The sequence below is a fragment of the Mesorhizobium sp. M4B.F.Ca.ET.214.01.1.1 genome, assembly GCF_004791545.1.
GTDB lineage: Bacteria > Pseudomonadota > Alphaproteobacteria > Rhizobiales > Rhizobiaceae > Mesorhizobium > Mesorhizobium abyssinicae.
This window is the reverse complement of record NZ_SRUX01000001.1, coordinates 414,820-436,420: the sequence shown is the minus strand read 5'-3', so window position 1 is coordinate 436,420 and position 21,601 is coordinate 414,820. Positions and strand designations below refer to the sequence as shown.

The 21,601-nt window shown below is 63.8% G+C and carries 20 protein-coding genes and 2 pseudogenes; 9 read left to right on the top strand and 13 right to left on the bottom strand.

What is annotated here, in order from left to right:
- Positions 1-15: 15 nt before the first annotated feature.
- From EN857_RS02035 to EN857_RS01990, 10 genes are all read right to left on the bottom strand, one after another.
- Positions 16-318 (bottom strand): HPr family phosphocarrier protein, encoded by a 303-nt coding sequence (locus EN857_RS02035; RefSeq protein ID WP_128272513.1) that lies wholly within the window; start codon positions 316-318, stop codon positions 16-18.
- Positions 319-337: 19 nt separating this feature from the next.
- Positions 338-727 (bottom strand): dihydroxyacetone kinase phosphoryl donor subunit DhaM, encoded by a 390-nt coding sequence (dhaM, locus tag EN857_RS02030; RefSeq protein WP_127287338.1) that lies wholly within the window; start codon positions 725-727, stop codon positions 338-340.
- Positions 724-1,326 (bottom strand): dihydroxyacetone kinase subunit DhaL, encoded by a 603-nt coding sequence (gene dhaL, locus EN857_RS02025; protein ID WP_135857865.1) that lies wholly within the window; start codon positions 1,324-1,326, stop codon positions 724-726. The genes dhaM and dhaL overlap by 4 nt, the downstream gene beginning before the upstream one ends.
- Before the next feature lie 10 nt (positions 1,327-1,336).
- Positions 1,337-2,980, bottom strand: a complete 1,644-nt coding sequence (locus EN857_RS02020; protein ID WP_135857863.1) for a dihydroxyacetone kinase subunit DhaK — start codon at positions 2,978-2,980, stop codon at positions 1,337-1,339.
- A gap of 68 nt (positions 2,981-3,048) precedes the next feature.
- Positions 3,049-4,062 (bottom strand): ABC transporter ATP-binding protein, encoded by a 1,014-nt coding sequence (locus tag EN857_RS02015; RefSeq protein WP_135857861.1) that lies wholly within the window; start codon positions 4,060-4,062, stop codon positions 3,049-3,051.
- The gene (locus tag EN857_RS02010; RefSeq protein WP_135857859.1) at positions 4,055-5,161 is read right to left on the bottom strand and encodes an ABC transporter ATP-binding protein; all 1,107 of its coding nucleotides are present in this window, start codon (positions 5,159-5,161) and stop codon (positions 4,055-4,057) included. Before EN857_RS02010 ends, EN857_RS02015 begins: the two co-directional genes overlap by 8 nt.
- A 4-nt stretch (positions 5,162-5,165) precedes the next feature.
- On the bottom strand, positions 5,166-5,369 hold the full coding sequence (locus EN857_RS02005) for a hypothetical protein (protein ID WP_128272958.1): 204 nt from the start codon (positions 5,367-5,369) through the stop codon (positions 5,166-5,168).
- A gap of 217 nt (positions 5,370-5,586) precedes the next feature.
- Positions 5,587-6,537 (bottom strand): carbohydrate ABC transporter permease, encoded by a 951-nt coding sequence (locus EN857_RS02000; protein ID WP_127286270.1) that lies wholly within the window; start codon positions 6,535-6,537, stop codon positions 5,587-5,589.
- Complete coding sequence (locus tag EN857_RS01995; protein WP_127286273.1) at positions 6,534-7,481, bottom strand: sugar ABC transporter permease; 948 nt, start codon at positions 7,479-7,481, stop codon at positions 6,534-6,536. The genes EN857_RS02000 and EN857_RS01995 overlap by 4 nt, the downstream gene beginning before the upstream one ends.
- Before the next feature lie 218 nt (positions 7,482-7,699).
- Positions 7,700-9,031: an ABC transporter substrate-binding protein gene (locus tag EN857_RS01990; protein WP_127311667.1), complete on the bottom strand. Its 1,332-nt coding sequence runs from the start codon at positions 9,029-9,031 to the stop codon at positions 7,700-7,702.
- A gap of 223 nt (positions 9,032-9,254) precedes the next feature.
- Between EN857_RS01990 and EN857_RS01985 the strand changes: the two are divergent.
- The 5 genes and pseudogenes from EN857_RS01985 to nhaA form a co-directional block, all read left to right on the top strand.
- Positions 9,255-9,377: pseudogene (locus EN857_RS01985) on the top strand (EamA/RhaT family transporter); the annotation flags it as partial.
- Between the two features lie 54 nt (positions 9,378-9,431).
- Complete coding sequence (gene hrpB, locus EN857_RS01980; protein ID WP_135857855.1) at positions 9,432-11,894, top strand: ATP-dependent helicase HrpB; 2,463 nt, start codon at positions 9,432-9,434, stop codon at positions 11,892-11,894.
- A 33-nt stretch (positions 11,895-11,927) separates the two neighbouring features.
- A complete protein-coding gene (locus EN857_RS01975; protein ID WP_135857853.1) occupies positions 11,928-13,250 on the top strand; it encodes an ActS/PrrB/RegB family redox-sensitive histidine kinase in 1,323 nt (440 codons plus the stop codon).
- Positions 13,251-13,369: 119 nt separating this feature from the next.
- Complete coding sequence (locus EN857_RS01970) at positions 13,370-13,933, top strand: ActR/PrrA/RegA family redox response regulator transcription factor (protein WP_127283968.1); 564 nt, start codon at positions 13,370-13,372, stop codon at positions 13,931-13,933.
- A 376-nt stretch (positions 13,934-14,309) separates the two neighbouring features.
- Positions 14,310-15,503, top strand: coding sequence for a Na+/H+ antiporter NhaA (nhaA, locus tag EN857_RS01965; RefSeq protein WP_135857967.1), 1,194 nt, complete (start codon positions 14,310-14,312; stop codon positions 15,501-15,503).
- A gap of 252 nt (positions 15,504-15,755) precedes the next feature.
- On the opposite strand, the gene EN857_RS01960 is transcribed toward nhaA, so the two are convergent.
- A complete protein-coding gene (locus tag EN857_RS01960; RefSeq protein ID WP_187331495.1) occupies positions 15,756-16,256 on the bottom strand; it encodes an MmcB family DNA repair protein in 501 nt (166 codons plus the stop codon).
- A gap of 111 nt (positions 16,257-16,367) precedes the next feature.
- On the opposite strand from EN857_RS01960, the gene EN857_RS01955 reads away from it, so the two are divergent.
- The 3 genes from EN857_RS01955 to EN857_RS01945 all read left to right on the top strand — a co-directional run bounded on the left by EN857_RS01955 (position 16,368) and on the right by EN857_RS01945 (position 18,413).
- Positions 16,368-17,306 carry an IS1595 family transposase gene (locus tag EN857_RS01955; RefSeq protein WP_135857850.1) on the top strand — a complete coding sequence of 313 codons (939 nt, stop codon included), beginning with the start codon at positions 16,368-16,370 and terminating at the stop codon, positions 17,304-17,306.
- A 208-nt stretch (positions 17,307-17,514) separates the two neighbouring features.
- Positions 17,515-18,042, top strand: a complete 528-nt coding sequence (locus EN857_RS01950; RefSeq protein ID WP_135857848.1) for a hypothetical protein — start codon at positions 17,515-17,517, stop codon at positions 18,040-18,042.
- A gap of 188 nt (positions 18,043-18,230) precedes the next feature.
- Positions 18,231-18,413, top strand: coding sequence for a hypothetical protein (locus EN857_RS01945; RefSeq protein WP_135857846.1), 183 nt, complete (start codon positions 18,231-18,233; stop codon positions 18,411-18,413).
- Here EN857_RS01945 and EN857_RS01940 read toward each other — a convergent pair.
- Positions 18,410-18,811: a hypothetical protein gene (locus tag EN857_RS01940; protein WP_135857844.1), complete on the bottom strand. Its 402-nt coding sequence runs from the start codon at positions 18,809-18,811 to the stop codon at positions 18,410-18,412. The two genes, EN857_RS01945 and EN857_RS01940, sit on opposite strands and share 4 nt — an antisense overlap.
- Positions 18,812-19,648: 837 nt before the next feature.
- Here EN857_RS01940 and EN857_RS01935 point away from each other — a divergent pair.
- A pseudogene (locus EN857_RS01935) lies at positions 19,649-20,029 on the top strand (IS1595 family transposase); the annotation flags it as partial.
- 561 nt (positions 20,030-20,590) lie between these two features.
- On the opposite strand, the gene EN857_RS01930 reads toward EN857_RS01935, so the two are convergent.
- Positions 20,591-21,178, bottom strand: a complete 588-nt coding sequence (locus EN857_RS01930) for a hypothetical protein (RefSeq protein ID WP_135857842.1) — start codon at positions 21,176-21,178, stop codon at positions 20,591-20,593.
- Positions 21,179-21,601 lie beyond the last annotated feature (423 nt).

The following is a 21,601-nucleotide window of genomic DNA, read 5'->3' as shown; positions in this document are numbered from 1 at the left end:
ACATGCAAGTCGGTCTCAAGCGGACCGGGCATGGTCCGCATCCTCGTCGAAATCGCGCTGCACCAGGTCGACCAGCGCGTCGACCGCCTCGCTCGCGCCGTCGCCCTTGGCCCGGATGTGCAGCAGCGTTCCCTTAGGCGCCTTGGCCGCCATCACCTTGACGATGCTCTTGGCGTCGAACCAGGGGCCGTTGGCGGCGACGGCAACCTCGACCTCGGCCGCGAACGATTTGGCGAGCTTGGTGAACTTCACCGAAGGGCGCGCGTGCAGACCCACGGTGTGGGTGATCAGGACGGTGGCTTCGGCGGATGCGGACATTCAGTCGGTTCCCGTTCATTCACGACGGCGACAATTCATGCGCCGTCGCCACCACTTCCTTGAGCGAGGCGCCGCCGGAAGCTTCCGTCGCCGCCATCACCGCGCCCTCGACGATCGGCGCGTTGCAGACCACGATCTTGTGCGAGCGCGGCTCGCCGATCATCTCGACCGCCATCTCCGAGTTAGTCTCCGCGCCGCCGAGATCGACGAGGATGGCGACGCCAGCCTCCGACCAGGCCTTTTCGATCGCGCCCATGATCGCCTCGACGCTGGTGCCGAGCCCGCCATGGCCGTTTCCGCCGCACCATGCAAGCGGCACTTCGTCACCCACCATCTGGCGCACCATGTCGGCCGTGCCTTCGGCGACCAGCGGCGAATGCGACACGATGACGATACCGACATTGCTCATTGGTGGTCCTCGACGGCTTCAGCGACTGCGCGCACCAGCAGCGCGGTCGAGCGCGCACCGGCGTCCATATGCCCGATTGAGCGGTCGCCCAGGAAGGACGCCCGCCCGCGCAACGCCTTCATCGGCACGGTGGCGTCCGCCGCCCTGTCGGCGACATCGGCGATCTCCTTGCCAGTCCTGCCTCGCGCCAGCGCCTCATACACCGGTTGCAGCACGTCGAGCATGGTTTTTTGTCCCGGCTGCGATTTGCCGCGCGCCGCGACCGCCTCGATGGCCTTGCCCAGCGCCACCGTCAGCCCGTCGCGGTCCGGCGCCACCGGCAATTCCTTGCCCAGAGCCATGAACAGCGTGCCGAACAAGGGGCCGGAGGCACCGCCAACCGTCATCACCAGCTTGGTGCCGACTGCCTTCAACGCGTCGGGCAGCGGCTTTGCCGCGAAAGCGTCCGCCTCGGCGCGCACGGCCTCAAAACCGCGCTTCATGTTGAGGCCATGGTCGCCGTCGCCGATCGCCTGGTCGAGCGCGGTTAGTTCTTCGGCATGCGCCGCGATCGTGTCCGCCGCCGCCGCGATAAAGCTGGAGAAATCGGATGCGGCCATTGCCTGTCCTTCAAGCCGGGGCGAACATGGCGGCAACGGCCGCGAACACTTCCGCTACAGCAAAGGCGCCGGGATCAGCGACGCCGTCAAGCTGCCGGCCGATATAGGCGGAACGCCCGGCCTTCGCCTTGCGCATCGCGGCAGTGGCCTCCGCGCCATGCCGCGCGGCCGTCGCGGCTGCTTCCAGCCCGCCCGTATCGAGCGCCTTGAGCGCCGGCTCCAGCGCATCGACCATGGTGCGGTCGCCGATCTTGGCGCCGCCGTAGAAGGTCATCCGGTCGAGGCCGGCGAGCAGCGCCTTGGGCAGAGTCGCGCCAAAACCCAAAGTCTGCGCCGCTGCGGTGAAGAAGATCGACAAAAGCACACCGCTCGAACCGCCCATCGCGGTCCCCAGCGTATCGCCGATTGCCGCCAGCGCTGCCGCCCGGTCGGCAAGCGGCAGCGTGTCGAGACGCTCGAGCACGCTGCGCGCGCCGGTCGCCACCGTCGACCCTGTATCGCCGTCGCCGGCCTTGGCGTCTAGCCCGTTCAAGGGCTCCTCCAGCGAGATCAGCTTCTCGCAAACGACGGTGATCAACCGCTCGGCGGCGGCGTCGCGACTCGCCGCCTTCGCGGTGGCGTGAACCGCCGGCTTGGCCGCCGCCACGACGAGCGGCTGGCGAACCGGCTTCGCCGGCAGCCAGGCATGCGGACCGACCGGCGCCAGCAGCGCCGCCTCGCCTTCGGCATCCAGCCTGATCAGCGACAGCGAGAAGCCGTTCATGTTGAGCGCGGTCATCAGATGGCCGGGACCGATCGTCAGCGTCACCGCCTTCGCCAGCGGCGAGGCGAGCACCGCATTGGCGATCAGCGACATTTCGAGCGGCGGCACCGATCCGAGATTGTTGATCAGGAGCGCGTAGCGGCTGCCCGGATCGAGCCGCGCGGCGAGGCGCTCGGCCATGATGGCGACGAGTGAGCTGGCGCTCTGCAAGGCGATGCGCTCGACGCCCGGCTCGCCATGGATGCCGAGGCCGAGCTCGCCGTCTTCGGCGCCGAAGCGGTCTTCATGCGCCTGTCCGGGGATCGAGCACGAGGAGAGCGAGATGCCGAGCGAAAAAATGTCCTTTGCCGCCGCCCGCGCTGCCGCTGCTACCGACACCAGGTCTCGGCCGGTTTCGGAAAGATGCCCGGCTATCTTGTGGACGAACAGCGTGCCGGCGACGCCGCGTGGCTGCGCGATGTCGGGCAGCGCGATGTCGTCGCCGACGATCACCATCTCGACCGCAAAGCCTTCGACGCGCGCCTTCTCGGCGGCGAGGCCGAAATTGAGCCGGTCGCCGGTGTAGTTCTTGACGATCAGCAGGCAGCCGGCCGGGCCGGTCGTGGCGCGGATCGCCGCCAGCACCGCCTCGACGCTCGGCGAGGCGAAGATCTCGCCGGAGACTGCCGCCGTCAGCATGCCGGCGCCGACGAAGCCGGCATGCGACGGCTCGTGCCCGGCGCCGCCGCCGGAAACCACGCTGACCTTGGTCTTGTCACAGTCGGCGCGCAGCACGACCTTGATTTCCGGATAGCCGTCGAGGCGCGCCAGCGTGCCGGAGCCCGCGGTGGCGAGAAAGCCGTCCAGCGCTTCGGTGACGATCGAGTCCTTGCGGTTGAAAAAGTGCTTCATGGATTTCGTCCAGTCCGTAATATCTGCGGTCGTCAATCGATGTGTGGCGAATGTTGCGATCGAGCCAGCTACGTCAGCCGCTGTCCGTCCGAACCGAAATAAAGCGGCATGCGATAGCGGATCGTCACGAGGTCTCCCCTCTCGAGCGGCGTGTCGGGATCGGTCAGCGTGACCAGTTTCTTCGGCCCGACCGTCACATGCAGATGGTTTTGGTCGCCGAGATGCTCGACCCAGTCGACGACTCCGTCGGCATGGCCGTTGGCGGCCTTCTCGATCGACAGGTGTTCGGTGCGCGCGCCTATCGTCCTGGTACCGGTTGGCGCGCCCCCATCCGGCAGCAGCCCTGCAGGCAGAAGGTTGATCGCCGGCTGGCCGAGGCGGGCGGCGACATGAAGGTTTGCCGGCTCCGAATAGATGGCGCGCGGCGTGCCGATCTGCACCAACTCTCCTTCCGAGAGGATGCCGATGCGGTCGGCCATGGTCATCGCCTCGATCTGGTCGTGCGTGACATAGAGCATGGTGGCGCCGAGTTCGGACTGGATGCGCTTCAACTCGAGCCTGAGATCCGCGCGCAGCTTGGCGTCGAGCGAAGACAGCGGCTCGTCCATCAGATAGATGGACGGCTTGCGCACCAGCGCCCGGCCGATGGCGACGCGCTGCATCTCGCCGCCGGAGAGCTTGGTCGAGCGGTTGTCGAGTTTGTGGTGGATGCGCACCAGCCTGGCCACCTCCTCGACGCGGCGTCGCACCGCGTCCTCGCTGAGCTTGCGGGCCGGCGAGCGCAGCGGGAAGGCGAGGTTGTCGAAGACCGAGAGGTGCGGATAGAGCGAATATTGCTGGAAGACGAAGGCCGTGTCGCGCTCGGCCGGCGACAGCACCGTGGCGTCGCGGCCGGCGATGTGGATCGTGCCGCTATCCGGCCGCTCCAGCCCGGCGACCAGCCTGAGCGTCGTCGTCTTGCCGGCGCCGGTCGGGCCGAGCAGCACGACGAACTCGCCGTCCTTGATCTGCAGGTCGAGATTGTCGACGGCGATGGTCTCGCCAAAACTCTTGCTCACGCCCTTGATGTGCACGTCAGCCATGGCGCGCCTCCGCTGCCTTGTCATACATGGCGGTCTTCACCGCGCGGCCCGAGCCCTTCTCGAACAGCGACAGCCGAGCGCTGCTGAGCGACAGGCCGACCGGCTCGCCCGGATTGAGCCGGATCTCGGCCGGCACCCGCGCCTTGATGATGCCGTCCGCCGTCTCCACCGCCACGATCTGCGTGGTACCGAGATATTCGGTGCCGTAGATGGCGCCGCGCAATTTCGAGGCGTCGTCAAAGCGGATGTGCTCGGGGCGGATGCCCAGCGCCATGTCGGCGGGTGCGATGTCCTCGCGCACCTCCGGCACGGTGACCTTGGCGCCCTGCACGAGTATCTCCTTCGCGCCCTTGGCAAGTCCGCCGCCGAACCTGAGGAAATTCATCGGCGGCGAGCCGATGAACTCGGCGACGTACATCGTCGCCGGGCGGTCGTAGATCTCGCGCGGGGTCCCGAACTGCTCGATGATGCCGTGGTTCATGACGGCGATCTTGTCGGCCATCGACATCGCTTCCATCTGGTCGTGCGTGACGTAGACAGTGGTGGCGTGGATGCGGCTGTGCAGCTCGCGCAGTTCATGCACCATCAGATCGCGGAACTCGGTATCGAGGGTGCCGAGCGGCTCGTCCATCAGGAAACATTTCGGCCGCCGCACGATGGCGCGCCCGAGCGCGACGCGCTGGCGGTCGCCGCCGGCAAGGCCGGAGACCGATTTGTTAAGCAAATGATCGATGCGAAGCAGCTTCGCCGTCTCCTCCACCCGCTGGCGGATCTCGGCCGACGGCATGCCTTGCGCCAAGAGCGGGAAGCCGATGTTCTTGCGCACATTCATGTGCGGATAGAGCGCGAACAGCTGGAAGACGAAGGCGATGTCGCGCTCCCGCGCCCGGCGCATGGTGACGTCCTCGCCGCCGAGCAGGATCTTGCCGCCGGTCGGCAACTCCAGCCCGGCGATCATGCGCAAGGTCGTGGTCTTGCCGCAGCCCGACGGCCCCAGCATGACGAAGAACTCGCCGTCCTCGACGACGAAGTTGGAATCCTGCACGGCGACGAAATCGCCGAAGGCTTTCCTAAGATGTTGGACGCGGATTTCGGCCATCGTCCTACTCCGGGAATTTCGAGACGATGATGAACATCAAGGTGCCTGCAAGCATGGTGACGAAGGAATAGGTGTAGAGCGACAGCGCGAAGGGCTGGAACAGCATCAGGAAGCCGATGGCGATGATCGCCGTGGCGATGTTCTCCAGCAGGCCGCGCCGTGCCCAGCGGGGCCATGAGGAGCGCTTGGAGACAACAGTGCGGCTCATGCGACACCCCCTTCCTTCTCCCCGTTCAAGGGGAGAGATGGTTGCCAGGTGGTTCCCCCACTCCGTCGCTGCTTCGCAGCGCCACCTCTCCCCCCTCCGGAGGGAGAGGAAGGGAGCCTCGCTGAATGAAGTTCGCGCCCTTCCTCTCCCCCGTCGATCGGGGGAGAGGTGTCGAGCGAAGCTCGACGGAGCGGGGGTCGACTTATTCCCACATCAATCATTTGCGCACCGCGCCGAAGGTGATGCCGCGCAGCAATTGCTTGCGGAGCAGGATGGTGAAGACCAGGATCGGCACCAGGAAGATCGTCGTGCCCGCGGCCACCGCCGGCCAGTCCTGGCCGCCTTCGCCGATGATGGTCGGGATGAAGGGCGGCGCGGTCTGGGCGGAGCCCGAGGTCAGCAGCGCCGCGAACGCGTACTCGTTCCAGGCGAAGATCAGGCAGAAGATGGCGGTCGCGGCGATGCCGGTCGTCGCCTGCGGCAGCACGGTGCGCCAGAAGGCCTGCAGGCGGGTATAGCCGTCGATCATCGCCGCTTCCTCGTATTCGCGCGGGATCTCGTCGATGAAGCCCTTGAGCAGCCACACCGCGAGCGAGACGTTGACCGCCGTGTAGAGCAGGATCATGCCGAGCGCGGTGTCGGAGAGGCCGAGCTCGCGGTACATCAGGTAGATCGGGATGGCGACCGCGATCGGCGGCATGAAGCGCGTCGACAGGATGAAGAACAGAAGGTCGTCGGCTAAAGGCACCTTGAAGCGCGAGAAGCCGTAGGCCGACAGCGTGCCAAGGAACACCGCGCAGAAGGTCGAGCCGAAGGCGATGATCAGCGAATTGACGAAGCGCGGCAGGAAGTTGGACGGGCCGGCGATCACCATGTTGCGCTTGCGCACCGTCTCGTCGCAGAAGCCGGTCGCCGGTCCGAGCGAGTTGATGTATTCCGGCGTCTGCCGGGTGCGCGTCGTGAACAGGTTGCAATAGCCCTCGATGCTCGGCTGGAACACGATCTTCGGCGGATAGGCGATCGAATCCGGCGGCGTCTTGAAGCTGGTGGCGAAGATCCACAGCAGCGGCACGATCGAGATCAGCGCATAGGCGACGATGATCGTGCCGGCGACCAGCTTCGAATTCGCCGAGGGCGCGACGACGGAATGGGCTGATGTCAGGCTCATCTCTGCTTCACCTTGTTGAGCGCCTTGACGTAGATGTTGGCGAGGCCAAACACGGCGACGAAAAGGATGATGGCGAAGGCCGAGGAATAGCCGGTGCGCCAGCTCTCGAAGGCCTGCCGCTTCAGTGTGATCGACGCGACCTCGGTGGTCGAGCCCGGCCCGCCGCCGGTCAGGAGATTGACCATGTCGAACATCTTGAAGTTCTCGATGCCGCGGAACAGCACCGCCAGCATGATGAAGGGCAGCGCCATCGGCAGCGTGATCGACCAGAACTGCCGCCAGTTGGAGGCGCGGTCGACCTCGGCCGCCTCGTAGATGTATTCGGGGATCGAGCGCAGCCCGGCGAGGCAGATCAGCATCACGTAGGGCGTCCACATCCAGGTGTCGACGATGATGATCGACCACGGCGCCAGCTCGACGTTCGACAGCATCTGCACATTCGTCGGCGGGATGCCGGTGACGAAGGAGATGACATAGGAGAACAGCCCGATCTGCGGCTCGTAGAGAAAGCGCCAGAAATTTCCGACCACGGCCGGCGACAGCATCATCGGCACCAGGATGATGGTCGTCCAGAAGGCATGGCCGCGGAACTTGCGGTCGATCAGCCAGGCCAGCGTGAAGCCGATCACTGTCTGCAAAAGGATGGTCCAGAAGACGAAATGCGCCGTCGTCTGCATCGCGATCCAGATGTCCTGGTCGGTGAGGATGCGCTTGTAATTGGCCAGGCCGAGGTTCTTCACCACCTCATTGGGGCGGTTGGCCCGGAAGTTGGTGAACGACAGATAGATCGCCCAGAACAGCGGGAAGATGTTGATGGCAAGCAGCAGGAGGATCGTCGGCGAGATGAACAGCCAGGCGAGGCCCTTGTCGCTGATGCCCCGGACCCGGCGGGCCAACGGCTCCGGCGTGGCCCGGGCAACGTTGTCCGCAGTCCGATTGAGCATGGTGAGTCCTGCTTCGGTCACTTGGATGTCTCGACGATGGAATTTATCTGAACTGCGTCCCGTGCCAAGGGCGGCACGGGACCACGAGCATGATGCCGAAAAGTGTGAAGCGGTTTTCGGACGACATCATGCTCACCCACTCTTTGGTCCGGAGCGGATGATTTCAGGTCTATTCGACCCGAAATCATCCGGCTCTGGGGTCAAGCTCGGGAGGAGCCTTACATCTTGCCGTCGTCCTGGAAGACCTGCGTCCAGTCTTTGACCAGTCCGTCGAGCGCGTCCTTGGCCGAACCCTGGCCGGCCACGACATAGTCATGGAAGCGCTTCTGCGAGGCCTGGAGCAGCGGGGCGTAGCTTGGCTCGGCCCAGAAGTCCTTCACGATGGCCATCGAGTCCAGGAAGGTCTGCGCATAGGGCTGGCTGGCCGGGAACTTGGGATCCTTGACCACGGCGTTCAGGCAGGAAAAGCCGCCCAGCGACCACCACTTGGCCTGTACGTCCTTGTTGGCGAACCACTTGATGTATTTCAGCGCCGATTCCTGCTTGTCGGAATAGGAGACCACGGAGATGCCCTGGCCGCCGAGCTGGGCGAACTGGTCGCCGTCCGGGCCCTTGGGGTTGGCGAAGTAGCCGATCTTGTCGCCGCCGACATTCTCGTCCTTCTGCAGGCCGGGCCAGGTGAAGGCGAAGTTCATGTGCATCGCCACCTGGCCGGATTTGAAGGCATCGACGCCTTCGCCCATGTAGCTGTTGGAGGCGCCGGGCGGGGTGCAGCAGTCATAGAGCGCCTTGTAGAACTCCAGCCCCTTCACCGATTTCTCGGAGTTGACGAAGCCTTCCATCTCGTAGGGCTTCTTCGGGTTCTCGTACTGGAAGCCGAAGCTGTAGAGCACATCCATGGCGCCCATGGTGATGCCTTCGGAACCGCGCTCGGTGTAGATCGAGGCGCCGTAGACGGTCTTGCCGTCGATCTCGCGCTTCTGGAAGAACTCGGCGATCTGCTTCAACTGGTCGAAGGTCGCCGGCGGGCCGAGATCCCAGCCGTATTTCTCCTTGAATTCCTTCTGCAGTTCCGGCTTGGAGAACCAGTCCTTGCGGTAGGTCCAGCCGACGACGTCGCCCATTGCCGGCAAGGCCCAGTAGTTCGGCGTGTTCTTCGGCCATTCCGAATAGCCGACCACGGTCGCCGGCACGAAGTCGTCCATGCTGATCTTCTCCTTGTCGAAGAAGTCGTTCAGCTTGACGTAGTGGCCGTTCTCGGCCGAGCCGCCGATCCACTGGCTGTCGCCGATGATCAGGTCGCAGAGCTTGCCGTGCGAGTTGAGTTCGTTGAGGAAGCGGTCGGCGTAATTGGTCCACGGCACGAACTCGAACTTCATGCCGATGCCGGTTTCCTTGGTGAAGTCCTTGGACAGTTCCACGAGTGCGTTGGCCGGGTCCCAGGCGGCCCAGCAAAGCGTCAGGTCTTCCGCATGCGCGACGTTCGAGACGGCGGTCGACGCAAGCATCGCCGAGGCCAGACCCAACGTCAGTTTCATGGTCGATTTCATGCCTTCCTCCCATTTGCGAAACACGTCCGGATGACGGTTTCAAGAGCCCTCAAACCCCTCTCCTCCGGGGCCTAAACATGGCCACGCTTCAGCGCCGGCGATGTTTAGTAATTTGTTTAGTAATGCTCGTTTTACTAAACAACGCAAGCGAATTCGTTGCTGCGTTGCAACATGGCGCGCCCGAGGCTTGAAATCGTTGGGAAATGGGTCGGCGGGCGGTGATCCCGACGTGCTGACGCTCACCGGTCTCGCCGTCGTCGGCGCATCCGGCCTGCTCACAATGGTGCGTGAGGAGGTGCGGCTGGGCACGGTGCGCTGGAACCCGTTTTCGCGCACCAGGCTTTGAGGCGCCGGCAGCGCGTTGTTGCGCGCCGGCCATGGGCGCTGATATGCGGGCGCGATGAGGACAAACCCTTTGCCGGAGCTTCCGGTCTCAGCCGTGCTGCCGGCGCTCGGGGAAGCGCTGGCGACAAAGAGCAACGCCGTGCTGGTGGCGCCGCCCGGCGCCGGCAAGACGACGCTGGTGCCGCTGGCGCTGCTCGACGCGCCGTGGCTCGGCGCCGGCAAGACCGTCCTGCTGGAGCCGCGCCGGCTCGCCGCCCGCGCCGCCGCCCGCCGCATGGCCGAGCTGCTCGGCGAGGAGCCCGGCGGAACTGTCGGCTACGCGATGCGCATGGAGAACCGCACCTCGGCGCGGACGAAAATCCTCGTCGTCACCGAAGGTGTTCTCGCGCGCATGATCCTCGACGACCCGGAACTGCCGGGCGTCTCGGCGGTCATCTTCGACGAATTCCACGAGCGTTCGCTGGACGGCGATTTCGGCCTGGCGCTGGCGCTCGACGTGCAGGGCGCGCTGCGACCGGACCTGCGATTGCTGGTCATGTCGGCGACGCTCGACGGCGCGCGCGTCGCGAGACTGTTGTCCGGCGCGCCGGTGATCGAGAGCGAGGGCCGCGCCTTCCCGGTCGACATCCGCTATCACGAGCGGGCGCCGGGCATTGCGATCGAGGATGCCATGGCCAGGGCGATTCGCTCGGCGCTTGCCGACGAGAGCGGCAGCCTGCTTGCCTTCCTGCCCGGCCAGCGCGAGATCGAACGCACCGCCGAGCGGCTGCGGGACCGCGTCGCTACCGACACCGACATCGTGCCGCTCTATGGCCAGCTCGACAACAAGACGCAGGACGCGGCGATCAGGCCGTCGCCGCCGGGCCGCCGCAAGGTGGTGCTGGCGACGTCGATAGCCGAAACCTCGATCACCATCGACGGCGTGCGCGTCATTATCGATTCCGGCCTGTCGCGGCTGCCGCGCTATGAGCCGGCCAGCGGCCTGACCAGACTGGAGACGGTGCGCGTCAGCCGGGCCTCGGCCGACCAGCGAGCCGGCCGCGCCGGGCGCACGCAAGCAGGCGTGGCCGTCCGGCTGTGGCGGGCCGAGCAGACGGCAGCGCTTCCCGCCTTCACCCCGCCTGAAATCCTCGAGGCCGATCTTTCCGGCCTGCTGCTCGACTGCGCAGCCTTCGGCGTCGCCGATCCCACGAGCCTGTCCTTCCTCGATCCGCCACCGGTTCCGGCGCTCAACGAAGCGAGGGCCTTGCTGGTCGCCCTGCATGCCATCGACGACGCCGGGCGTCTCACCGACGCCGGTGCCGCCATGCGCAGGCTCGCGCTGCCGGTGCGCCTTGCCCATATGGTCGCCGAAGCCGCCGCAACCGGCCATGCGCCGGCGGCGGCCACCCTTGCCGTGCTGCTCACCGAGCGCGGGCTCGGCGGCGACGGCGCCGATCTCGAACGCCGTCTGATGCGCTTTCGCACCGAGAAGTCGCCGCGTTCCGTCTCGGCCCGCCAGCTTGCCGAACGGCTGGCAAGGCAGGCCGGCGGAGGAAGGAGCAGCGAACCGGCTTCCGCCGGCGCGCTCCTCATCCATGCCTGGCCGGATCGGGTGGCGCGAGCGCGCGGCGAGCGCGGCCGCTTCGTGCTGGCCAACGGCTCGGGCGCCATGCTCGACGCCGCCGATCCGCTGGCCGGCGAAACCTGGCTGGTCGTCGCCGATTTGCAGGGCAAGGCGCAGAATGCCCGCATCACCGCCGCCGCTGCGGTCGACGAGGCCGACATCCGCGCCGCGTTAGCCGATAGTATCGAGACCCGCCGCGAGACGAGCTTCGACCGCGACCGGCGCGCCGTGCGCGTGCGCGAGACGGCCCGGCTCGGCGCTATCACGCTGGCCGAACGCATGCTGCCGGCGCCGTCCGGCGCCGAAGCGGATCGCGCGATCCTCGATGCCCTGCGCGAGCATGGCCTGTCGCTGCTCGACTGGGGCAAGGAGGCCGACACGCTGCGCCAGCGCCTCGGCTGGCTCAATCGCGGCCTCGGCGCGCCTTGGCCCGATGTGTCCGACGCCGCCCTTCTCGACCGTCTCGACGACTGGCTGCTGCCGTTTCTGACCGGCGTGGCGTCCTTTGCCGCGATCAATTCCGGCGCCCTGTCGGCGGGCCTCACGTCATTGGTGCCGCACGATCTGCAGCGCAAGGTCGACGCGCTGGCGCCGACCCATTTCGATGCGCCGTCGGGCAGCCACGTGCCGATCCGCTATGACGGCGAATGGCCGGTGCTGGCGGTGCGCGTGCAGGAACTGTTCGGCCTCGACAAGCACCCGGCGATTGCCAATGGAACCGTGCCGCTGACGCTCGAGCTGTTGTCGCCGGCGCACCGGCCGATCCAGACGACGCGCGACCTGCCCGGCTTCTGGCGCGGCTCCTGGGCCGATGTGCGCAGCGACATGCGCGGCCGCTACCCCCGCCATGTCTGGCCGGAGAACCCGCTCGCCGCCACCGCCACCAGCCGCGCCAAGCCTAGAGGCACCTAGCCTTTCTGCGTGGCCGGCGATAATCGTAAGCCGATGATCAACATCCTGCGCTCACCAGACTTCCAGCAAAGCCAGCGGCTGCGCCTCAACACGCTGATCCGGCTGCGCTGGCTGGCCATCGTCGGCCAGAGCCTGACGGTGCTTGTCGTCGCCTACGGGCTGAAATTCCCGTTGTCGGTCAGTATGTGCTTCGCGCTGATCGCCTGTTCGGCGTGGATGAACCTGTGGCTGACCTTCCGCTATCCGGCGGCGCATCGGCTCACCCCGCTCTCGGCCTTCGTCATCCTGACCTTCGACAGCTTGCAGCTTGCCGGCCTGCTCTACATGACCGGCGGTCTCACCAATCCGTTCTCGGTGCTGCTGTCCGTGCCCGTCGTCATCTCGGCGGCGTCGCTGCCGCTGCGCCTCACCGCGGTGCTGGGCGCGCTGGTCATGGTGACGGCCACGCTGCTGGTCTTCTTCCACCAGCCGCTGCCCTGGTATGACGGCGCGCCGCTGGAAATGCCCTTCATCTACGTCGCCGGCATGTGGATGGCGGTGTTTTCCTCGATCGCCTTCACCGCCATCTACGCCTTCCGCGTCGCCGAGGAGGCGCGCCTGCTCGCCAACGCGCTCGCCGCCACCGAGCTGGTGCTGCAGCGCGAGCAGCATCTGTCGGCGCTGGACGGGCTCGCCGCCGCCGCTGCGCACGAGCTCGGCACGCCGCTCGCCACCATCACGCTGGTCGCCAAGGAGATGGAGAAGGCGCTCGGCAAGGATCAGAAATTCGGCGAGGACGTGAAACTGCTGCGCTCGCAGAGCGAGCGCTGCCGCGAGATCCTGAAGCGGCTAACCAGCCTTTCGTCCGAAGGCGAAGCGCATCTGTCGCGCTTGCCGCTGACCTCGCTGGTCGAAGAGGTGACTGCGCCGCATCGCGATTTCGGCATCTCGATCAAGCTGCGGCCGGGCGAGCGCATCGGCCCCGAGCCGGTCGGGCGGCGCAACCCCGGCGTCATCTACGGCCTGGGCAACCTTGTCGAGAACGCCGTCGATTTCGCCCGCAAGACCGTCACCGTCAGCTGGAGCTGGGACGACGCCGACGTCGTCTTCTCGATAACCGACGATGGGCCGGGCTTCCCGCCGGAGATCATCGACCGCATCGGCGAGCCCTATATGTCGACGCGTCAGGGCACCGAGGCCGGCGGCGGCCTCGGCCTTGGCCTGTTCATCGCCAAGACCTTGCTGGAGCGCTCCGGCGCGACGCTTGATTTCCGCAATTCGAGCGGGCTGGGCGAGGGCGCGGTGGTGCAGATATCCTGGCCGCGCGGCGTCTTTCTCAACCCCGAATCGTCCTCCAGCATGTTCGATACCGCCTGAAACCCGGCTTTAACCTGCATCGTGGCCTCATCGGTGCCCGTTGCAGGCGCGAAAAATTGGACAATAGTGGCGCGGAACTGTATCTGCGTAAGCTTAAGTCAGCAGGAATTCTGGACACCATGAGTGGAGACGAAACGACTGGCGCAATGGTTGAGGGCGAGGACACCTCGCTGCTGATCGTCGACGACGACAAGCCGTTCCTGACCCGGCTTGCCCGCGCCATGGAAACCAGGGGCTTCGCGGTCGATACCGCCGACAGCGTCGAGGAGGCGGTGGCCAAGGCGCGCGCCCATCCGCCGGCCTACGCCGTGGTCGACATGCGGCTCGGCGACGGCAACGGCCTCGACGTCATCGCCGCCATCCGCGAGAAGCGCGACGACGCCCGCGCCGTCATCCTCACCGGCTACGGCAACATCGCCACCGCGGTGACCGCCGTGAAGCTTGGCGCCATCGACTATCTTTCCAAGCCGGCCGACGCCGACGACGTCTTCGCCGCGCTCACCCGCACCTCCGGCGAACGCGCCGCGCCGCCGGAAAATCCGATGTCGGCCGACCGCGTGCGCTGGGAGCACATCCAGCGCGTCTACGAAATGTGCGACCGCAACGTCTCGGAAACCGCGCGCCGGCTGAACATGCACCGCCGCACCCTGCAGCGGATCCTCGCCAAGCGCGCGCCACGGTGACTGGGAGTCCCGGACAGAGCCAGGGCAACAGCTCCGGAGTTTCCAACTTTTGGTGCAGGCTGCCAATTCTCGAAAGTTGGTGCCGCCCCTCACCTGCCTGCCGGCATCCTCTCCCCGTATAGTGACGGGGAGAGGGGCGCTCTCATCCCCGATTTCGCCAATCTTCGGCGTTGCAGAATGGGCGCCGAGGCTGCGGCCAGCCCCTTCTCCCCGTCTCTATACGGGGAGAAGTGCCCGGCAGGGCGATGAGGGGCAGCGCTGGCGTTCGGAAAGGGGATGGGGCTTTGAAGCCGAGCCCGTTTGCCGGATCGATGCTTGCCCGGTCCTTGAAGTTTGCGCATCATCGCGCGGTGGACGGTGCATGAGGGAGGGCGACGTGCAGGATTTGGAGCAGCGGCCGAAATCCATCCTGCGCGAATTCCTCGACGGCGAGGCGGCCGGCGGCATCATCCTGATGGTGGTGGCGGCGCTTGCCCTCATCGTCGCCAACTCGCCGCTCGCGGGAGCCTATTTCGCTCTGCTGCACGCCTATCTCGGACCGCTCAGCGTCTCGCACTGGATCAATGACGGGCTGATGGCGGTGTTCTTTCTGCTGGTCGGCCTGGAGATCAAGCGCGAGATGCTGGACGGCCAGCTCTCGACCTGGCCGCGCCGCGTGCTGCCTGGTATCGCGGCCGCCGGCGGCATGGTGGTTCCGGCGCTGGTCTATGTCTTGATCAACCGCGACAATCCGGCCGCGCTCTCCGGCTGGGCGATCCCGACAGCCACCGACATAGCCTTCGCGCTCGGCGTGCTCTCGTTGCTCGGCAACCGCGTGCCGGCCTCGCTGAAAATCTTCCTCACCGCGCTCGCCATCATCGACGATCTCGGCGCCGTCATCATCATCGCGCTGTTCTACACCAGCGGTCTTTCGCTCGCCTATCTCGGCGCCGCCTTCGCGGTCATCGCTGCGCTCGTCGCGCTCAACCGCATGCGGGTGATGAACCTGATCCCCTATCTCGTGCTCGGCGCCGTGCTCTGGGTGCTGGTGCTGAAATCGGGCGTGCACGCGACGCTCGCCGGCGTGGCGCTGGCGCTCACCGTCCCGCTCGAGCGCGCCGCCGGCATCGGCGACGATATCGAACATTCGCCGCTGCACAGGCTGGAGCACGGCCTGCACAGACTGGTGCCTTTCATCGTTATCCCGATCTTCGGCTTCGCCAATGCCGGCGTCTCGCTCGCTGGCCTCAGCATGGCCGCCCTCGTCGAGCCGCTGACCTTAGGCGTCGCCGCCGGCCTGGTGCTGGGCAAGCTGGTCGGCGTGTTCGGCTCCTCGGCGCTCGCCATCCGGCTTGGCCTCGCCGATTTGCCGGTTAATGCTGGCTGGCCGCACATGATCGGCATATCGCTGCTGTGCGGCATCGGCTTCACCATGAGCCTGTTCATCGGCCTGCTCGCCTTCGCCAGCGATGCCGCACTGCAAGACGCGGTCAAGGTCGGCATCCTCGCCGGCTCGCTGGTCGCCGCGCTGCTCGGCGCGGCAGTGCTGGTCATGGCGCCGGCGGCGGGTGTGGAGGAGGAAATCGAATAGCGCTTCGGGCTCCCGCCAACAGATGGGAAATTTCCAGCGTCGCGCTGCCCCTCATTGCCCTGCCGGGCATTTCTCCCCGTGAACGGGGAGAAAGAGGCTTGGGACCACGTCGGCGCTCAACTCCCGCCGCGCTGGTGATTGGCGAAATCTTGCGCGACGACGCCCCTTCTCCCCGTTCACGGGGAGAAGATGCCGGCAGGCAGATGAGGGGCGGCGCAAACGGTGGAAATTCATAACAAGCGTAAGCGGCCGCTACTCGCTCTCGCCGTCCAGCGCCGGCACCGAAACGCCGGCAAGCTCCGCCGCCAAAAGCCGCGCCGCGCCGGCGCGCGCGATCCGCAGCATCAGCGCCTTGCGCGTTGCCGCCGCCATCCGGTGCTCAGGTGCCTCGCGCAGGATCTCGGCGCCATAGCCGTCGGAGAGGATGAAACCGCATTCCTGCGGAAAGATCTCCGAGGGCACACCGGGATGGGTAGCGAAGAAGAAGCGGTCGGAATGCAGCCGGTAATCGGGCCATTTGCGGTCGACGCGGAAATCCTCGATCGAGGATTTGATCTCGATGATCCAGATATCGCCCTGGCGGGTCAGCGCAACGAGGTCGGCGCGCCGGCCGGTTGCGAGGGACAGTTCCGGCAGCACATGCGCGCCCATTGCGGCAAGCAGCCGCTGCACCCCGCGCCGCACCAGCATGGCGCGCTCCGACTGGCGACCGTCGATCAAGGGGTTAAGGGGAATCGGTGAGATGATGGGCATGGCCGGCACCATGCCAGATTTTGTTCACGGTTTGAACCCGTCTTAAAGGGGTGATTATCTGGTTGACAAACCCAATTGGAACTGCGATAACGATTCCAAGGAGTTATCGCTATGTCCGTTCTGTCCCGCCCCGAATTCCATGACGAAGCCAAGGCTTTCGAGCATGTCGAATCCATACTGTGGCCGAACGGTCCCGTTTGCCCCAAGTGCGGTAGCGTTGATCGCCACTACGCATTGAAGGGCGTTCGCACCAAGCCTTCCAAAAAGAACCCGAACGGCGTCGAGCGCCACGGCCTGTACAAGTGCAGCGCTTGCCGTTCGCAGTTCACCGTCCGCATGGGCACGATCTTCGAGGAAAGCCATTTGCCGCTCACCAAGTGGCTACAGGCTATCCACCTTATGTGCGCCTCCAAGAAGGGCATCAGCGCCCACCAGATGCACCGCATACTCGAATGCTCCTATGAGGCCGCTTGGTTCCTGTGCCATCGCATTCGCCTTGCTATGGCCTCTGGCGAGCTTGCTCCGATGGGCGGTGGCGGTAGCGCCGTCGAAGTTGACGAAACCTATATCGGCCGCTTGAAGGGCGCCCCGGTTAAGCAAGGCGGCGCGCACAAGAACACCGTCGTTACGCTTGTCGAGCGCGGCGGCAAGGCCCGTTCCTTCCATGTCGATACCGCCCGCATGGGCAACGTCATGCCTATCGTCCGCGCCAACATCGCCAAGGAAAGCGCGTTGATGACGGACGAGAGCGGCATCTATCGCCGCGCCAGCCAGGATTTCGCCTCGCATGAGTTCGTCACGCATTCCAAGGACGAATATGTTCGTGGCAACGTCCACACCAACACCGTCGAAGGCTTCTTCTCGATCTTCAAGCGCGGCATGAAGGGCGTCTATCAGCATTGCAGCGAACATCATCTGCACCGCTACCTTGCCGAATTCGATTTCCGCTATTCGAACCGCATCGCTCTTGGCGTCGATGACGGCACCCGCGCGTTCATCGCGTTGAACGGCGTGAAGGGTAAGCGCCTCACCTATCGCAGACCTGCTTGACGATAAGCGCAGGCATTACCGCAAGCCGGTGCAGCTAGAGCTTCCTCTCTGGCGCTATCGAAGGCGTTAACCGCGCAAACCTTGGTCGGGCAGGCTTCTGATATTTCAGAATCGACTTCTGTGAATTTAGTTCTGGCATTCTGGTTCTGACTGTTGACGCTGCGTTAGAGTCGCAGTATGCCGGTCAGAACCAGAAAAGGTTCATGTTATGTCTGATTCTATCCTTGCCGCCGCAGAAGCCGAAGAGGCAGACCTTTTGATGGTCTTGGAGACCAATCCTACCTTTCAGAGGCTGCTCACAGTGCGCCAGGTTATCGCGCTGCTTAACGGCTCTCGGAAAGAGGGCGAAGACAAGAGGCCTGTTCGCTTTCCTCCAAGGGTTCGCGAGCGCCTATCGAAGCGGGACGAAGTCGAACATGCCGTTTGGAGTCACTTGAAGGACACCGGCCGTCGAGCATCGTCCGGCGAACTGTTCGCGGTCATAAAGAGGGCTGGCATCATCATTGGAGGCGCCGTACCGTCGAAGGCGCTGGCATCGACACTTAGCACATCAGCCCGCTTCAATAACATTCGCGAGCTTGGCGGCTATGGCTTGGAGGAATGGGGCGACACTGCTGGGCCGTCCGTAGAAATGAAAAACGTGACCGATGACAAGTCGGTCACGTCTTCGCAAATCACCGGAGAACCTGCCAGTTCTCCTTTCGAGACCAAGGACCAGAATAACGGCTCTTGGTGAACCTTCCGCTTGACCGGCGGCCAGACCCGGGACTGGTAGATCCCGGGGGACTGGAGGCTCCAATGATCCTCCGTCTTGACCGAGGCGCGGCGGTATTTTGTCCGCGTCTCATAAGATAGAGGCCATGGGGCGGGGATTTGTCCCTGCCCCATGGTTTATCATGCGGCGGAATCGGAGTCTATATTCCTATGCCCAAGTCAACGGACAAATCGCAGATTGAGAAGTTTCGAGATGCCGCGCGGGAACTGAAAACCGATCAGTCCGAAGCTGTGTTCGAAGCCGATGTGCAGAAGATCGCAAAGGCTCCGAAGCTCAGCAATGAAGAGATAAAGGAATTGGCCCGCCGCCAGCGCGGCGGGAGCAAGCCTTAGGCGGCGAGAAGCCCAGCGTCGTGCAGGTAGACGTTATCGTTTGCTGCAATCTTGAGCGCGGCCTGATAGCAGCGAGCGCGTTCCTCGTCCTCGAATAGCTTGTCGCCGACGATTTCCGCTATGGCCTCGATTGCGGATACAAGGCTAACGAATTGTTTGTCGGATAGCCTGTAGGACGGAGCCAGAGACTTGGTCAGAATGAACTTGAAGCCTTTCAGCTTGAAGCCGACAACGAACTTCTGGGTGCGGTCGTGAATCAGGGTGAGGAATTCGTCAACGCGATCATAGATGACAAATCCGTCTTCCTGAACGTATTCGACGCAGTCCGAATCGTGAAAATAAACGGCTTTAGGCCGGTGCTCACGAGGGGCACCAGCCGCCATGATTGTCTCGGTCATATCAGCCTCACCAAAATCTTTGCCCGTAGCGCGTCTTGAATTTTGCCGGTAAGCGCGAATCACCCGTCTCAGCGAACACTGGCTCAATACGCGTTACCAAGCCGTTTATGCCGTCTGGCACGCCCTGTAAAGGGAAATACGGTCGCACCTGGACCGTCAGCACAGTATTCGACGGCACTTTCACCGGTCTTGCCAAGCATACCATGCTCGGGGAGTACTCGACCGATATAGTGGGCGCGAGCACGTAGACAAGTACCGAGGCGCCGTCGCTTTCGTCGTCATGTGGGCGCTGGAGGCCACCAAAGCATGCCACGGCGTCGTGCAGTGTGGTCACCGTTGGCGGTGGGTTCGCCGCCTCGACCTGCCCGATGTTATTTATCGGAGGAAGCTTTCCCAGAACGTGTGTCCATGCCTGATAGATCGGCGTTCGCCTATTCTGGGCCAACGTACCTGCCACCATCAGGGGCGATATTGCGATAGTGAGGGGGTCTTTCTTCTTATCTGGGTTAGGTGCAGTTGTCGTTTCAAAATTCAACCAGTCTGACACTTAAAATTCCTCCGCGCCGGGCAATCGGAGGAAAATAGTTACGATATGTTAAGAATCCAATAGCCGCGTAACGAAACCGACAAGTTTGCAGTGTTGCGGCCGGCCGGACCTGTTTTAAGACATGCGCCCTTAATGGAGGAACGCCGGTCATTCGGTGGACCGACAAGGCCGCCAGCCTCTATGTCGTTCGCACTCTTGGTTTGTCAACCAGATAATCGCCCTTAAAGGGGCGGTTATATATTTGACAGACCCAACCAGATATGCGATAACGAATCCAAGGAGTTATCGCTATGTCCGTTCTGTCCCGCCCCTATTTCCATGAGGAAGCTGCCGCTTTCGAGCATGTCGAGGGTGTGCTGTGGCCGCAGGGTCCGGTCTGCCATCATTGCGGCTCCATGGAAAAGCATTACGCCTTGAAGGGCGGTCGCACGAAGCCTTCCAAGAAGAACCCGCACGGCCTCGAAATCCACGGCCTCTACAAGTGCTCGGATTGCCGCAAGAAGTTCACGGTCCGCATGGGCACGATCTTCGAAGAGTCGAAGCTGCCGCTGCACATCTGGCTTCAGGCCCTGCACGCGATGTGCGCCAGCAAGAAGGGTGTTTCGGCCCATCAGCTGCACCGCGCTCTGGAAATCACCTACAAGACCGCGTGGTTCCTGTGCCATCGCATTAATAGCCATGGAATGCGAGCGGCCATTGTCGGGGGGTTGCTGGTTTGCGTCGGTACCGCACACGCAGGCGAGTTGGATTACCTCAGTGAGAAGATCGGCGGCTGCTTAGTCATTCCAGTCTCCATCGGGGATGCCCCATTCAAGGTGACATTCGAGGTCAAATCAGGTCCGGCTGACAAGGCGAAAGCCGTTACCGTGGTTGCTTATGAGCCTCATTCCGAGGCGATGGCGGAGGCCACTCCGTTGCTCGCTAAGGGCGTAAAGAGATGTTGGCCGCCGGGGATCAAAACCAATCCATTTCGGTTCACGTTTTCATGGGGCGACTAGCTGTTCGCACTCGTGGTTTGTCAACCAGATAATCGCTTAGGAAAGCCAGGTTCACGGAGCCGAAATATGCCCAAGCAGGTAGCGCTTAAGTCCCAAATCGAAAAGTTCCGCGAACTGGCGCGCGAGATTGAGACCGTCGATTCCGAAGAGCCGTTGAACGCCGCAATTAGGAAGGTGGGTAAGTCACCGCCGCCGCCAAAAAGACGACAAGGCGAAAAAGGCAACCGGGGAGAGCTAGGCGTTTCGGTAGACGTAAAGAATGGTTGGAGTGCCTAACGGCCCGTCCATTTGGCCCCACTCAAAGCTCACGCCAGCATCCCGGAATGCATCGGCTATCACCGCAGCGTTTTGTGGGTGGGCGTCCTGTGAGTCGATCACTAGTCTTAGCTTCGTCTGGTGGGGGTCCTCATCGATTGAGGTCTCCGAACGGTCAGTCCATCCTAGCCGTCGCAAGACATCCGCGAAATCTTCAGCATACTCGCGGCATTCATCGTTCCCGGCGGCAAACCGTACCGCCACATCGTTCGGGCGGAAGTTGCGGCTCTTAAGGGAGTCAGCCAAGGCGCTTTTCTGGGCTGACGAAAGCCGCCGTGGCTTTGCAAGACGCGCGGCGCGGGGCCACTGAAGATAGATGTTGACGGCCAACAGCCCAGCCAGGACGACCGCAATCGCTATCAGGGACAACTGAGCCCATGAGTGGCTCATAAGCCAAGCAGCCCATGCGTTCGGCCCGAAGCCAAGCAGAATGAGTACGGCAATGACCAGCCCGGCGAGTAACTTGCCGAGGAAGCTGCCGACCAAAGATCTGATGAATTCCCCCATGCGCTTTTCATATCAAAACGCCCCGGATTCGCCAATGGGTCTGTCAAATATATAATCATCGTTAGAGGGGCGATTGTATCTTTGACAAACCCCAAGCGCCCGGCAATAGCTTCCAATCTCGGGGGAAACGGGGTCGTCTTGCTTTTTCAATCGCTGGTAAACGGTTGGCGGCGGTTCTGGTCGCGCAAGCTCATCGCCCAGTACAACGTTAGGGCCCAATGGCTCATGATCTCGTTCAAAATCTACCAGTCAGATGATGGCGAACGGACGTGCCGTATGAGCGTACAGTCGGGCGAAGATTCGACCTTCTCCCCGATGCGGACAGACGACCTAGACCTCCTTATCGAAGCCGCTCAGGAAGCGAAAGCGCAGCTTCGCGCCTAATTCACCGGCCCTGTCCCGTTCCACCGGATGAATGACGCA